Annotated in this window: 6 protein-coding genes; all 6 read right to left on the reverse strand. The window is 36.9% G+C overall.

Annotation, left to right across the window (positions count from 1 at the left end; all coding sequences use genetic code 11):
- Window positions 1–167: 167 nt before the first annotated feature.
- Window positions 168–10019, reverse strand: a complete 9852-nt coding sequence (locus AC3ITQ_RS20325) for a SpvB/TcaC N-terminal domain-containing protein (RefSeq protein WP_489235926.1) — start codon at window positions 10017–10019, stop codon at window positions 168–170.
- 80 nt (window positions 10020–10099) lie between these two features.
- Complete coding sequence (locus AC3ITQ_RS20330; RefSeq protein WP_489235927.1) at window positions 10100–12064, reverse strand: T9SS type A sorting domain-containing protein; 1965 nt, start codon at window positions 12062–12064, stop codon at window positions 10100–10102.
- Window positions 12065–12094: 30 nt separating this feature from the next.
- On the reverse strand, window positions 12095–12826 hold the full coding sequence (locus tag AC3ITQ_RS20335; RefSeq protein ID WP_489235928.1) for an outer membrane beta-barrel protein: 732 nt from the start codon (window positions 12824–12826) through the stop codon (window positions 12095–12097).
- Window positions 12827–12840: 14 nt separating this feature from the next.
- Window positions 12841–13542, reverse strand: a complete 702-nt coding sequence (locus AC3ITQ_RS20340) for an outer membrane beta-barrel protein (protein WP_489235929.1) — start codon at window positions 13540–13542, stop codon at window positions 12841–12843.
- Between the two features lie 265 nt (window positions 13543–13807).
- Complete coding sequence (locus AC3ITQ_RS20345; RefSeq protein WP_489235930.1) at window positions 13808–14911, reverse strand: fatty acid desaturase family protein; 1104 nt, start codon at window positions 14909–14911, stop codon at window positions 13808–13810.
- Between the two features lie 169 nt (window positions 14912–15080).
- Window positions 15081–15923: a DUF4249 domain-containing protein gene (locus AC3ITQ_RS20350; RefSeq protein ID WP_489235931.1), complete on the reverse strand. Its 843-nt coding sequence runs from the start codon at window positions 15921–15923 to the stop codon at window positions 15081–15083.
- Window positions 15924–15928: the final 5 nt, after the last annotated feature.

Here is a 15928-nt window from a genome sequence, read left to right on the forward strand (position 1 = left end):
AGTAAAAAGCACTATTAGAAAAAGACTTAAACCTGTCATGCAAATTAACCATTTATTACTTTCCTCTGGAATATTATGGCCACTGCCATAAGTTATTAACCATAAAAAGCATATTAGTAGAAAAAAAATATACGCTAGTATCAATAAAATGTAAACTATAATTTTCATCAGAAATTTTGTTTAAGTGTATACGTGTTGTTTAATTCTTTTGTTTTTTCTAATACAAATCCATTTTGATAAAATAAATCAGAAACTTTGTCTAGCTGTTTTCTTGTCATTCCATTTAAATCTAATTTCATTCCATTTTTTAAATTTGCTCCATTATTTTTTTTGTTAAACAAACTCAAAACTATCCCAGCAGATTCAGTTATTAATTCTGCCTTTGCTGTATCTCCATACATGTCATTGGCAAGCATTCCTATCGCTGACATTGTACTATTCTTTAAATTTAAATGTTCATCTGTACTAGCTCCATCATGTGCATAGGCATCCTGTAGTGCATGCAATGCTTGGTACATTTTACCTTCGTCTAGTCCGTTTTGTTGTTCAAAAATATTAGACCACCCAAATTGTAATCCTCTTTGCATTGCGTAATAATGTGTCTTTCCTTTCTTCTTTTCTGCATTAGACATCATTGAGTGCCAAACACTATTCTTTTCATCCTGTGACCCAGCTGTCTTTGAATAATCAAAATCACTTCTATAGTGCATACTTCCTGATTTCCCTAAATTATTAAGAGTGAGGGCAGTCTTATCAGGATGATCTGCATACATACTTGCACCATGTGCAATTCTTCTAGCATCTGCTTTACTGAATCCAGCTTTAATCATCGCATTAACAGTAATTCTATAATGAACAGAAACTGCATAATTTCCATCTGGATCTACAAAAACCGTAGGATTATTAAAAGCATAAACATATCCACCAAAATTTGGCATTTTCTCTGTCATAGAATCCACACTCAACCACAAACTAGTCTTCATATCCAAATACCTAGCCCCATAATAACTAAGATTCGTCTCCCTATCCAATTCCTTCCCATTAAACAAATAAGGTGAAGAAAATGAACTAGAATGCTCCTCAAACAATACCTCACCAAAAGCAATATATTCCACATGCTGGCTTATGCTTCCGTTTCGGGTTGTAATATACGAAGTACTTCCCAAATGATCAGGGTGAAAATAAAAAATATCATTCTCCGACAGACCAATTCCGGTAAATCCTTCTCCTGGCTTAACCGTTGTAGGTTCTACTGGTGGGCCAAACTGTACGGGTGGTCCCGGAACATCTCCAGGTGCATTGAAAACAGGATTTCTAGGCCAGCCTTCCGGTGGTTCCTGATTTTCCTCTACTGGTTTAATTACTTCGCTAGGATAAGGATCTCCTGTAAATTCTGGTGTCGCATAAATGCCTTGTTGTGTTGGTGGTCCCGGTGGAACTCCTAAACCTCTTACGTAATTGTCTAAAGCTTTTTGCTGTTCAGCTGTAAGTTTGGAATAATTTACACCACCCGCTGTTAATTTTAACGGTTGGGCAAATGATCCGTTACCCAGTTTACTCACAATTCGGCCCGCACCTTCAAAATAATGTTTGGTGAATTTACCTTTACTTATTACGAAATAGGGAGAAACATAACCTGTGTAATCGTCTGTATGTACAATGGTAGCAGCGGTTTCCCCATTAATGGCAACGTTTTGAGAATCACCTGAACTTTTTATCACTCGTTCTCCACCGGCATCATAGGTAAACTGGTGAATTCTTCCGTTATCGTTAATACCTGATAAACGGTTTTCTTCATCCCAGGTCATTTTTCTGAAACTTTTTTCTTCTGTATAACCCGTTGGGTTTCCGTTTCCATCGTAAACATATTCTCTTGGAAGAGTTTTCCCGGTTTCCGCAATTTTGTTTGGCGCGTTAGGATGCAGTTCGTTATCGTAGTTATAATCCAACACATAGCCTTTCTGCTCATTGTTTACGGTATGCACCAGATCTTTCTTTGTGATATTGTGCATTTTATTATAGCTCATATTCAGCTCATAACTCGCTTTGGTAAACTCGCCCTGATACGTCGCTTTTGCCGATTTTAATCGGTAAAAATCATCGTATTGATATTCGTGGTTGGATGTTCCACCCAAAGTATTATTTACTACCGGGGCAGTATTTTTAATCCCTAAAACATTGCCAACAAGGTCATAACTATAACTGTTGTTCATGACTTGTCTTGTACCGCTTTTTACCTGCAATTGCTGTAATCGGCGCATAACAGCATCATAGTTATAATTGGTTTCGGTATCGTTCCCGTATTTTAAATACTTACACTGTTCAAACTCGTCGTAGCTCAATTGTTTGATGTAATCGTAGGTATGGCTTTCTTTTTTACCCTGCATACTTTGCAGGTTTCCGGCACGGTTATAAGTGTATTCCACTACTTCGCCATCAGGATACGTCATTTTCTGGATTCGGTTCCAGGTGTCGTATTCGAATTGTGAAATATACGTCTGTATATCTGTTGGTGTGATACGAAGCGTTCGTATCTCTTTTTCAACCTCACCTAATTTACCGTAGAAAAATTCCTGTCCGCCACTGGCATCCTGTACAAACCATAATCGGCCACGGCGCGCCGCAGTTCCATCGGCTTTGCCATAATTGTATTGCACATTGTTTTGCGGGTTTTTAGGATATTTAATAGACTCCAATCTGTTAAAGTTGTACTCGTATTGTATAGCACCTCCATTTGGTACTGTATTTTTTATATCCTGTGTAATACGGGAAGTTAAATTTCCTGCCAAATCGTATTGCATCGTTGTAGTTCCTGCATCAGGATGTGTGAACTCAATTCGTCTTCCCAACCAGTCGTAACTGCTTTTGGTAACATGATCCATCGCATCGGTTACTTTTATCATTTCACCCAATGCGTTAGTCTCAAACTTCGTCAGCAAATCATTTTGCAAACTGGCCATGTTCTGTCCTGTTGCATCTGTATACGTCTGGCTTGTTTTATTTAGGGCATCGGTTTGTGTAGTACGTAATGCAGGAACTCCATCATAATTTTCTAAAGCAAAAGTTGTGCTATTAGTGCTTCCATCAGGCAAAGTAACTTTTACAGCGCGTCCCACTTCATCGTACTCCGTTTTAGTGGGTGTTACGCTGGATATTGCTGTACTAAAATTATTGTCTATAGTGGTAGTCGTTGTTGGGTAATAACTTGTTATAGGTCTTCCCAATCCGTCATAAATTATTTTTCCGGATACGATTTGGGCTTCCTGATCAGGACTTCCCGCTTGTGTAAATAAACTGGCTGTTTTCTTCACCTGCAGCGCTCTGCCTAATCCATCTGTATAGGTAAAGGTTTCAATATCCATATCGAGTTCCGGATCGTAATTTTTGGTTTTGGCGTACGGCACTTTTGCTTCAGGGAAATATTCATACGCAATGGTATAGGGTTTTCCTGAGGCGATTTCGTAAGGTGCTTTGATTGTAGCGATACGTCCTTTACCATCGAGTGTATAAATCGTACTTTGATCGTTACGATCCGTAGTTTTTATTGGAATGCCAAAACGATAATTGTATTCCATTTTGTTCTGGTACCCAAATGCATCTTTAATCTCGGTCATGAACTGATGATTGTCAGCATCAAATACATACTCCAAAGTCATACGCTGCCCTTTGTAATTGGCGGGACCGGTTATTTTTTGAAGGTTTCCGTAAGTATCATAGGTAATATCCGTTAAAGCTATTTTATCGGCAGCACTATAGTTTTTAATTTGGGTAACTTCAGCCGTTGTTGTATTGATGGTTGTGGCTCTTTTTCGTCTTAAACCATCCGTAGTAAATACCTCTAATTGTTTTGGAATTCCGCCATAATACGGCATTGTACTTTCATAATAACTAATTTTGGCCGTTACTTTATCAGTAGCAGTTCCGTTGCCTAAATCTTCGTATTGTGTAATGTTTCCATTGGCATCATAGGTATTAAACGTATTGGTTTCCAGATAATCACTTCCTCCCTCATATACCTTTTGATTGGCGTGAATCAATCCTACAAAAATACGTTTGGCATCACATGAAGGTAAATTTAGTTCAGATGTCGGAACGCTGGCCTGTGTCGCCACATCAATAAAACTATATTCGTTTTCTGACTCCTGACGTATTTTGGTGTTTTTATCCAGCGTATAACTGTGCTTCAAAAGGTTTTTACGGAAATAATCCTGATTGTAAAATTCCTGAACCGTAGTTGAGAAAACCGAATTATCAGCCGCATCAATTTGTTCCTGAATTACTTTTGCAAAACCGTAAAATTCTCTTTCACGGCGATCGTGATAACCGTCTTCGTATCTGAATTTAGCAATCGAATGATCGATACCGTCTCCCATATGTCCGTCAAAAATATCCACAGACTGTAAAACCCATTTTGCTGAAGGGTTTTCGTAGCTTGGTTTTAATAAATTATAATCAACTACATAACTATTTCCTGCGGCATTGGTTACGCTTTTTAGTTTATTGGTTCTTTTAATATTTGAAAGCTGTACGGTAAGATTATTATCATCTTTAGAAACGATATAATCCAGATTTCCGTCACCGTCAATATCCATATAAGTTCCTTCAGAACGGCTTGTACTCCATCCTTTACTTCCTCCAACGGTTGGTGTAATACGCAGCAGCCAAACGGTAATATCAAAGGAGAAATTGGCATTCATACCATAACTCACCCCTTTGTTTAAATTCATTTCTGAATATTTTGGATAAACAACCGGTGTATCAAAAGAGCCTCCTAAGTTAAAAGCCACACGCATCGTATTGCCCTGATAGCTAATTTTATCAGCCAAACCATCTCCATTTATATCCAAAAAGGATTCATCAACATCTGATTCTGATCTTGCATAATTGGCTCCTCCCGAGATCGACCCCTGCTTAATGCTAAAACCTAATCCGGCACTCCAGTCGGTAGAAAATCCTTTATTCAGGCTTCCAAGATTCCAGTTTCCGCCTGGTACAAATCCGTAACCAGTATTTAGCAAAACATCTCCTGAATCTGTGATCTTATCTGGCAAGCCATCGCCGTTAATATCACTATGCACCATTACGGCACGATCTGTTCCTTTACCCTGAGAAGCACTAACAGATATCTGGTCTTTTGCTTTTTCTGCTTCTTCATCGGCACAAGTTTTTGAAGCTTCTCTTTGAGCTGCTACTTTTCCAACTGTCATACCTAATCCGCTTTTAGCTGAGCCGTGGCTGTAACTTCCTCCAAAATTCGGCCCTTCAGAGGTTGTCTTTGCATGACTGAAATTGTCTCCAATATCTATAATTTCATCTGATATTTTTCCAACCGGTGCTGTAAGCTGAACACTTCCACCACGAATATAATCCGGAAAACGATCACCGTTAAAATCACTCATAGTCTGAGTTACATACGAATCGCCATCTATCGATTTGCTGTAACCTATATTGGCAAATCCGGCAGAAGCGCCTGCTGAGATACTTTTACTTTTGCTTTCGCTAATCATATCGAGTGCAGTCGTACTTCCTCCCTGTAAAGTTGGTAATGAAAAATCGGCATAATCAGCAATATCATCTTCTCCCAATCTTGAAGTTCCGATAGTTTGTCCTTTGATATAAATTCCTTCTTCAAGACCTTCCCATCTGAATTTTGTGTAGGATGGATTTAAAGAAACAAAATAACTGTCTGCGACTTCATAACCTTTTCCGTCATAATTATCAGGATCGGTATTGTTTAAATCCGGCTCCGTATTATAAGCGTCTGATTGTTTTAATTGCGTTTGATCTATGGTATTGGAAGCTAAATTTCCATTAATAACAAATCCGCCCCAATTTCTATGGTACAATCCTAAAGTTCTTTCGTCCGGATTTAAAAGACTGTAAATGCCAAAATCATCGGTTGCAGCATTCCAAATTACATCATCAGTAAGATCAACCAGATCTTTTAAATCGGTAACCTGAACCTGAATATTTAATGCATTTTGTTTGGGATAATTTCTAAGTATAGCCGTTGACGACGGATTGGAAACAGTTACTTCTAATTGAATGGGAACTCCCGCTACTGCAGAAGGATAATCAACTGCATTATCAAAAGCATTGATCACTTCAGTCAAAGTTCCGGCTGTCAGTTTATACCTTTTACGTGCTAATAGTAAATTATTTTGCTTAGCCGAAACAATTACATCGCCATTATAGATATTCAAAGACCTCGGAGGAAAAGCTGTTGCCAAAACCAAGTCTGTAGGCAATATATTTAATTTCACTTTTCCTGCTATGGTTGAAGTAATACCCGGAATTGTATAATTTCCTTCTCTCTTATTGTACAATAAATGAGAAACCTCCATAGGTACTTCTTCTACAATTCCTCCCGGATAAGCAGGTACTGTTACTGTTGGCGCAAAAGAAATAGTTTGCCAATTGATATTGGTGTCTGTTTCTAAGGCAAGACTAATTTGCGTTTCTGCTTCGAATACAGGTAAAGCAATGGAAGACAGATTAAAAGCAGCAACTTCATTGGCTAAAAAAGTCTTTTCGAAAACAACCACAGGAGCACTGGACTGATCCAGATACGTTTTGGTAATGACAAGTCTGACGTGATCTGAGGTGACAGGCTTATTTAGAATTCCTTTTACTACAACATTTCCGGCTGTGGCTATTGTTTTTCCTGCCAGAGAACTACTAAGGAAATCTGTACTTGCCTGATAGGTTGCTAAGGAGTAAGAATTGACATCTTTCAAAGTAGTTAGTACTACAACATCGCTTTCCACCAAATTTCCGTTAACATTACGGTCATATTGTTTTACCTGTGAATAGGTAATAACCGGATCCCAAATTACCGTATCAAAACTTCCATCTTTTAGAGAACTCACCCTAAAATACAAACGTTCGCCTTTCTCTACAGCAATTGCAGTATTTTGTTTGCTTTTACTAGTATAATCAGTCGCGTTGATGGCTTCATTCCACAACAATTGATTTCCCTTTTGAAAATACAAATGAACGCCATCTGCCTTATCATTTCCGGCATTATTAACATATTCTGCACGGGCTTTAATTCCTTCCGGAGTTGCTTCCTGAAACAATTGATATTTATGCGAAACAGAGATAATTCCTTTTACAGGAGCCTCCCACATACGCACCACATCGTGCAGCGGATTTTGTTTTTCAATTTCTTCCGGCGAAATGGATGTATAACCGGGAATAGTTACATTTCCTCCTCCAAAAACAGGTGATGGAGTTCCGGTACTACTCGTTTTAAATGTTGGAATTCCGTTTTCTAATCTATTGTAATATACTTGTCCGTTTCGAACAAAATCAATCAGTCCGTCTCCGTTAAAGTCCATAAAATAGACTTTCGTTTTACTGCTTGAACGCTGTTGGTCGTACCCTATATTTCCGTACTTTAAATTTAAATCGACACCCCAGTTAAACGAAGTTGACTTTGAAAATCCGACATCACTAATATTAATCGACTGCAATTCTCCGAAAACGTTTTGCCCGGTTGCTGCCAGATTTTTTCGGTAATAAACACCGTCTTTTGTTTTAAAAACCTTATCTGGTAACCCATCTCCATCTAAATCTTCTAATATGACAGCCGTATCTGAGGTTCCCCAACTGTTTCCTCCGTGACCACCAACGGTAAAACCTTTTAAACTTCCGGCATTAGTAGCTAAACCAATTCCAAGTCGGTAACTTACACCATTTGTAGCACCTTCAGAACTACTTACCAAAGAATGTTTTCCTGAAAATAAAATATCACTAAAGGAAGGAATAGAATTGTTTCTAAGATTGTCATTGGGTACACTCCAACTTTGAGCAGCCCCAAAAGGATTGTATTTCCCCGAAGCATCACGAACATCATCAAAATACTCCAGTTTATTGGTATAAAACAATTTAGATTCCGAATCATATTCTGAAATGGATTCCAAAAGTGTTTTCTTAAAAGCGCCTTCTTTATAATTCAGTTCGTAACTGCGAACCATATCGCTTTTATAGCGTACTTCAATTTTTCGTAGTAATTGATTGTTTAGTTGTCTGAACCCAAGTCTGGCAGAAACCTGAACATCCGGACGGTTTGCTTCGCCTAAATCGCTATTTTTTAAGAAAGTCACATTGTAATACCCTTTTTCTGAACCAAAACCGGTGTAGTACACTTTTTTAAGATACAGTTCCCCGTCTTTTTTATCATATTCGTAGGTCACTTTATTTCCTTTTAAATCGACCTGCTCACACAAGGCCCAATGCCCAATATTTCCGGAAGCATCCTGCAAAACACCATCAGCCGAAAGTCCTGAAGCTGTTCCGCCATAATAACTCGCCACACCGCTTTTGTCGCGTACAACCCAGTAATAATTTTTGGGAGAGGATCCTTTACGGATGATCTGCTGAAAAGCACCTTCGCGTCTCGGATAAAATTGTTTGTCGGAAGTTCTGCCAACCCAGTCCGCTCTATGTGAATTCGGAATCAACTGTTCTCCGGCGATTGAGTAGGTTTCTGTTTCTTTTGATGCATCATACCTCGGTGCTCCCCAACGGGTTTCGATACTTACAGCCGGTGCCGAAATATCCCAGCCCATACCTGCCCAGCTATGACCGCCATCACTGTCGTATTGCAGGTTAAAGGAAGGCTGCATACCTCCTCTTCCATTCGGAATCACTATAGAAAATCCTGTACTTGCTGTTCCTCTTCCGTTTGCAGAAGGCGGCGCTATTGACTGAATACCAACTAAAGGACTTGCTGCTTTTAAATCCTTTATGCTTGTTGGTGTATAGCCGGAAGTTTCAGGAGATTCCGGCATCTTGATGATTCCGGCAATAAAATCGGTAAAATGCGTGGTTTTAGCTTTAATAATTCCTTGTTTAATATCCAAAGAGTCTTTGGTTACTTCCTGCCACAATCTTTTATTTTCATCAAAATAAAATACATTGATGTCTTTTTCTGTGTAGCCTTCCGGAATCGCTTTTTTGTCAAATGGTAATGATAAGGTTACGGCTTTTTCAAAAATAGTACCGTGTGGCAATAATCGGAATCCGGCGTTGGTTCCTGTAACATTTACCATGGCAGAATTTAGTGGCGCAATATCAATTTTTCGTAAAGCACTTACCGATACTGAAACATTGTTTTTTAAGGCTCCAACCGGGAAAATAGCCGTAAACTCTTTATAAGCCAGCTTATTTTCAGTCTGAAAATCGATTATTTTTGAGATTCTTTCCTTGGCGTTTTCAATTGGCCTGAAACTGTCTACTTTCAAAAACTGATTAACTTCTAATTTTTCATTTATAAGTACACCTGAAGCAGTCTCTTTTGTAACCTGAATCGATTTTCCTGCAGTTGCAGCATCGAAAACCAATTCAAATTCAGGCTGATTGACATCAATAGCCATTCCACCAATACTCATTTTTTTGATCTGCGAAGGAAAATTGGTTCCTTTGATGTACAGTTTATTTTCTGATTGTAATAAAGTATACTGAAAAGAAGGTGTTGCTGATTTGTAAACAATTCGAACATTTTTAATTCGATACCCGTTCGAAATTCCTTCCGGCGCTGTAAACAACAAAACGTTATCACCGGCTCTCAAAGACTTTTCGGAAAGCAACTCCGATTGTTTGGTCCAGCTTTTATTTTGAGATAAAAATTGTCCTCCAATACTCGGCTGATTGTTTAAACTTCTTGAAACAGAAGCTGCCTGATCATAACCATACAATTCATATTCTAAATAAGCATTTTCATTTTGAGAAGGTAATGCATCTATTTTCAAATGAAAAACGTTATCATACGCATCGTCAACATCTGACTCGTTTTTAACACCAATAATTCCCTCAACAATATCTGCGTTAAAAGATTTTGTACTCTTATTTCCTTTTGTAACAATGGCTATCGAATCTGCTCCTTTTTCTGAAATTGCCAATTCCTTTTCCGAATTATTTTCAGGAAAAAAAGCAGCTATCTTGTAAGGTCCAAAATTGGCCGCAAACAAAAAGGAACCTATTAAAAATACCAGTATTATAGTTTTATTTTTCATAAAGTATGATAATCGATTATGGGGAATCGGTTTATTTTTTAATTTCAGCCTGTAATTTTTTCTGTAAAAACAGAACTCAATTACTTCACAATTACTTTGAAAGTTTTAGTACCAAAATCAGAATTTACAGTAACCAGATACATTCCTGCGGCGCTTTTTATAACCTCATCATGCAAATAGGTTTCTATTTGCGAGAATTGCTTTTGTTGTACAAGGGCTCCGGTTGGTGAATAGATGCTGATTGTTGCGTTTGTCTTTGTTGGAAATTGCATTGCTATAGAAAAGTGTCCGTCAACTGTTGGGTTTGGATATAAAATCAATACACTTGAATCCGTTATTTCTTTTCCATCTGTTGCAACGGCAATTTTGGTTGCGGTTTTACATTCGAGATCGTTTAGTAATCTCAATTCGTAAGTACCCGGCTGATCGATTAATATTTTAGGATTATTATCTAGAAAATCACCTTCATAGTACCATTGGTATTCGTAATTTCCTGCTGGCAAACCGGCACTTGCATCAAGTGTCAAAGCATTTCCGTCTGTTAACAGATAATCTGACTTTAGATTCGGAACTGTTCCCTGTTTATCTGCGACAAACACAGTTTCAGTATACAAATTTCCTTTTCCATCCCTTACAACATAATCGTAAGTTCCTGAGGTAAGTTTCAGTCCGGAAGTACTTTTTGCAGCCTGATTCCATTGTTTTACAATAGCTTCGCTGCCTTCCTTTTTTACAGTAACGGTAAATGGCGCTTCTCCGCCTTCAATCGTATAATTTAATTCACCCGATCCGGCTACTCCACAAGTGGCCTCCGTAATCCAGACTCTGCTAAACATTGCCGGTGCTACTTTGATCGTGAATTTTGATTTACCAGATTTTTGCTTATCCCAATTAAAATCTGTCAAAACCAATTTTTCTTTACTGGAAGTACTAGCTAAACGAATGTATTCTGAATCTTTTTCATCATATGTTCCTTTTCCGGAATAATCTACCAACAACCAGTAGTAGGTGTCTTTTGGTAATGCACTTTTAATAAAGTTTGGATTAAAACTCCAGTCAAGACTTAAATCGGTTGGATTGCTAAAGTCCAACTGCCATTCTCTGGAAATCCCAATTGGTTCTCCTTGTTCTTGTTTTTTGACCAAAAGATTTTTTCCATTGTCACTCCAAAAAACAAAAAAGTTATCAGGAATCGTGTTTGATTTACTTTTAAGACCAATCGTCAAAAGTCCTTCTTCGATCATGTTACTACTTTTGGGTTGCAATAATCCGCTGGCATTATCCCGGCCAATTCCGGTAATGGAATATTCAAATCCTTTGTGCTGGTTAATATCCCAAATGGTTTGTCCCTGGCTGTTTAAGTAGTTCTTACTATCAAATTGCGAAAGCGAAATACCGTATTTTATCGCCAAATAACTGGCTACTTTTTGTGTTTCAAGACCTGATAAAACTCGGTTATAAACCAGAATTTCACTTATATTTCCTTTAAATTCTTCTGGCGGGAGTTTTTCAAATTTAGACTTTTGACCAATAGTTAATGAGGATAACTTTGCAACACTATCAGTTACATTCTGCTGAAAAAAATGAATATTGGCTTTATGGGGTTTAATTTTTTCCTGATACGATTGATAGGAATATTTTTTTAAATCGACCAAACGTTTATTGGTGGCAACGGCAATCGTTTTTTGAGGGTCGTTTATGGTCCATAAAAATTGCTCTTTCAGACTATCTTTAACTTTGTAGACCATAAACAACGTTTGCTTTCTTTTACTCTCAACACCTAAAGGCAAAATCAAAGAATCCTGTGTCGTATCAAAAACAATACTCGGATTAAAATTAAAAGCGCTGCCATCGTTCTTTTTACCAGATATTTTAGCTTCTTTTTTTGTTAGACTTTCCCAATAATAAGCGTCACCACTATTTCTGGATTTTATCCAATATAGTGGTTCTTCAACTAATCCAGGCAAAACTTTTTGCTGCGAAAAAATGGGATTGTTTGTCAACAAGGTCACTACAGCTGAAATCAAAATAATCTTTTTACACATAATTTCTATGTTTTAAAGGATAAGCAACGATTAGAAATTGGCTAAGTCATCAAAGTCAAAAGAGTAGCCGATAATCAATGAAATACTATTGACTTTATTTTTATTTTCGCTGTAACGGTGTCCGTTTTCTTCCGTAGTTAAAGCATCTGTAAGTCCCAAAGTATATCGGGCACCAATGCTTAAATTGGAATTAAATTCATATCCTAAAGCTAACATTCCGTAAAAATAATTTTTCCCTGTCAGGGATTCTTTGAGTACTTTCTGCACATTGGCATCCGGTTCAAAATAAACACCTGAGTTTCCAAAAACTTCCTGTGCATTAGAGGTATATTTGATATTATCGCTTGCGATGTTGAATCCCACATATGGGCCTGCTCCAATATAAAATCCTTCAACAGGATAATACTTAAATTGTGCTCCCACATTAATATAACTGTAACCAAAAGTCATTTTATATTTAAGTCCTTCGTTATCTTCATAATTCAAATCAGTACCTTGTCCTGAATAGGAAAGCTCTGTCTGGATACTGACTTTTGCATATGGATATTTCCAATTGATCACAAGACCTGCCGTGCCGCCAAACTTCCCTTCTTCTTCTAATGTATAACCTTCATAAATTCCTTTTGGAACTATCACATCAGGAAGATTAGACATTGACGAATAAATTCCACCTGCAAAAAGACCATATGTTATCTCTCTGTCACCTTGTGCAAACAGTGATTTTGTACTTACTAGTAAAAGAAGTAAAATAATTTTTTTCATGTTTTTTATTGAAATTACCATTGATGAAAACTATAGCCTAACGAAAAACAAATGACACTGCTTTTGTTTTGATTTTCGATAAACTGAAACGAAGAAGAATTACTTTTGACCACATCTTTTACGCCTAAATAATAGCGTAAATCGAAGTGAATACTTTGGTGTAATTCGTATCCAACTGCAAAACAGAGAGCGAAGTCGTCTTTTCCCTCCAGGCCATCTATATAAAACTGTCTGGTGGCAACATTGTACATGCCATCTGCCTCATTGGATTTGTAAGTAACATTATTAGCTGATAAACTGATTCCATAGAATGCGCCAAATCCTAAATTTAAGCCTTCATAAGGATAGACTTTGTACAAAGCCCCTAATTGCAAATAAGAATAATGCAGGCCTAACTCAAATTCTTTTCCTGTAGTATCATGATAATTAACGGTTTCTCCGGCTTGTCTGAACAAAATTTCCGGTTGAATAGCGACACGGGTATCGTAAAGTTTGCAGTTCATGAAAAATCCGCCTTCCAAGCCATACGCTCCTTTGCTTTCCATTACACTATTATCAAAAGTGTTATCGCGGCCTTTTATACTTTCTGGCAGATTACTGATTTTAGAAGACAGCCCGCCCAACTTTAAACCGTAGGTTATGTTTGTTTCATTTTGCCCATGAAGAGCCACGTTAAAAAAGCAACCAAATATTAATAAGTATACTATTACTTTCATCCACAAAAATTTTTGCGAATATATGTATTAATATTCAAATAACTAGCGGAATAAAATCGATTAAAATCAAAATAATCCGACGAATTACACATTCTTATAAAAAAGGATTGAAATAAGAGAATTGACAAAAAAGATCTTAATTTACAATCAAATATTTTTTTGTTATGTTAAATAAATTAAAGCAAACTTTAAGAAAGGGTACTTCGAAACAAAAAAATCCACTCTTACCAGAGTGGATTTAATCAAAACTTTTATAAAAAAAATCTCATATCTCCCCGGTCATCAAAATATTCTCGTGCACACCTTTCTGTTTCAGCATTCTGAAATGAGAACGCACGGCATGATAAAAAGGATACGAAGTGTACGGAAGATCATATTCTTCAGCATATCGTTTTATGATGGGCGTAATATAAGGATAATACGTATGACCAACGTTTGGGAATAGATGATGTGCCACATGATGTGTGAACCCGCCATATAAAAAATTAGCCAATTTACTATCAGTACTGAAATCTTTAGTGACAATCATTTGATGCATTGCCCAAGTTGCAGACAGGTTTCCTTCTTCGTCTGTATTCGGAAAATGAGCATCTTCATCAACATGCGTTGATACCAAAGCTACGACACCAAGTGCGCTTCCACACATATGCATGGCAAACCAACCTCCTAAAACTATATACCAGTGCTGATTTAGGAGCAGCATTGGAAGAAATAGTATATAAAACAGATTAATTATTTTAGCCGCAAACATTTTATAGATTTCTATCGTCGGAATTTTCTCCACCACTTTTTTTACATAATTGTCTTTCTTCCCAAAAAAATCTTTAAAATCTCTGATATAAATCCAGTTCAGGCTGTAAAACGGATAAATAAGCCACATGTAAATATGTTGGTATTTATGATAATTAAACAGCGGGCTATTAGGGAAAATCCGGATAATATCACTTTGTTTAATATCAACGTCCCAATCTGGAACATTTGGAAACGCATGATGGAGATTGATGTGACGGCGTGTCCAGAGCCAGTGATTACCACCAAAAAGCTCCAGCACATACATAAACCATTCGTTATGCTTCGGTTTTTTAAACAAGGCGCCATGCGCAGCATCATGAAATGCATTTATAAAAAGTACGATCATAGTAATACCGCACAAAATATAAAAGAGAAATAGTAAAGGTGTGCTGTTTCCGAACAGCAAAATACAGGAATAAAACAAAAAGAAAAGTACTACTAGTCCTAAAGACTTAATTACATTAAACCGATACAGGGATGTTTTTTTTAAAACCGTTTCATTTACTTCCTTTCGAATCTTTTTAAAAAAATCATCAGTACCAGGTTTTACATAAACCGGGCGATTTAATTTTTCCATAATGATTAATGGCTAGAAATTCTTACATCAAATTTAATAAAAAAAAGTTAAATCGCAGTATAAGAAAAGGTTACTATTAATTAAAAGAATAAAATAATTCCAATATTAAAACAAAAAAACCACTCGTTTGAATGGTTTTTAGTTTTAACTCAACATGTGCTTATTTTGTTTATTTTACCAAATAACTGACTTTTTCTGCCTCACAAAGTCTGAAATAACCAAAAGCAAAATTACTAGGATCAGCAGTATTTACAATGTTACCTCTTATATTACCTGGTGGAATCGAAAAAGGACTTCCTCCATATATTTCCAAAATTAAATTCATGTAATTATAAAAGTTTTTAGAAATGCCTCGATGTGTAATATCATATGTTATTCCCGGTTTTATTTTATCATCGTCTGTGAATCGGGTGTCCATTTCATTTCCATTAAAGAATTCATCACGTGAAAGATTATATTCCGGAAAAAGCAGATAGTTACTTTTAAAATCTGTCAGATAGTAATTGACCTGATCAGCAGGGTCCTTATAATAAAATACGATCTCAATAAACTCGTCTCCCACTGCATCCTTAACAGTTTCCTGCTCTACCCTGTCAATTGGCGTTACAGCTGTCAGCTTTTCAACTGCTCTAAAAGTTTGTCCTTCTGCAGCTACAGAAAGTGTATAATCCATATTTAAAACAGGAACAAAATTAGTGCATACATAAGACCCGGGTTCTGTTTCATTAAAAGTAAAAACATCTCCATTGCTATTTTCAATTTTTACCTGTGCTCCTGAGACTTTTGGTGTAGTGTTATTGTAATAAGGAGCCGTTTTACTCACTTTTATTACCTGTTCATTGCCAGCTGTTCCTTTTTGCCAAATAATTTCTGCGTCGATAACTAATTTTGTTTGACCTGTTTCTAAATCAAGAGTCACTGTATCTTCACAAGATGCAAAAAACAGTGCGGAAACAAGACTCAGTAAAGCCAGTGCTTTACTTTTTAAACTATATTTTATAATCCTTTGCATATCCA

This window comes from Flavobacterium sp. KH_001 (assembly GCF_057840745.1).

Coding starts and splice junctions, on each gene's coding strand:
- AC3ITQ_RS20325 (WP_489235926.1), bottom strand. CDS start 10,019: ATGAAAAATAAAACTATAATACTGGTATTTTTAATAGGTTCCTTTTTG.
- AC3ITQ_RS20330 (WP_489235927.1), bottom strand. CDS start 12,064: ATGTGTAAAAAGATTATTTTGATTTCAGCTGTAGTGACCTTGTTGACA.
- AC3ITQ_RS20335 (WP_489235928.1), bottom strand. CDS start 12,826: ATGAAAAAAATTATTTTACTTCTTTTACTAGTAAGTACAAAATCACTG.
- AC3ITQ_RS20340 (WP_489235929.1), bottom strand. CDS start 13,542: ATGAAAGTAATAGTATACTTATTAATATTTGGTTGCTTTTTTAACGTG.
- AC3ITQ_RS20345 (WP_489235930.1), bottom strand. CDS start 14,911: ATGGAAAAATTAAATCGCCCGGTTTATGTAAAACCTGGTACTGATGAT.
- AC3ITQ_RS20350 (WP_489235931.1), bottom strand. CDS start 15,923: ATGCAAAGGATTATAAAATATAGTTTAAAAAGTAAAGCACTGGCTTTA.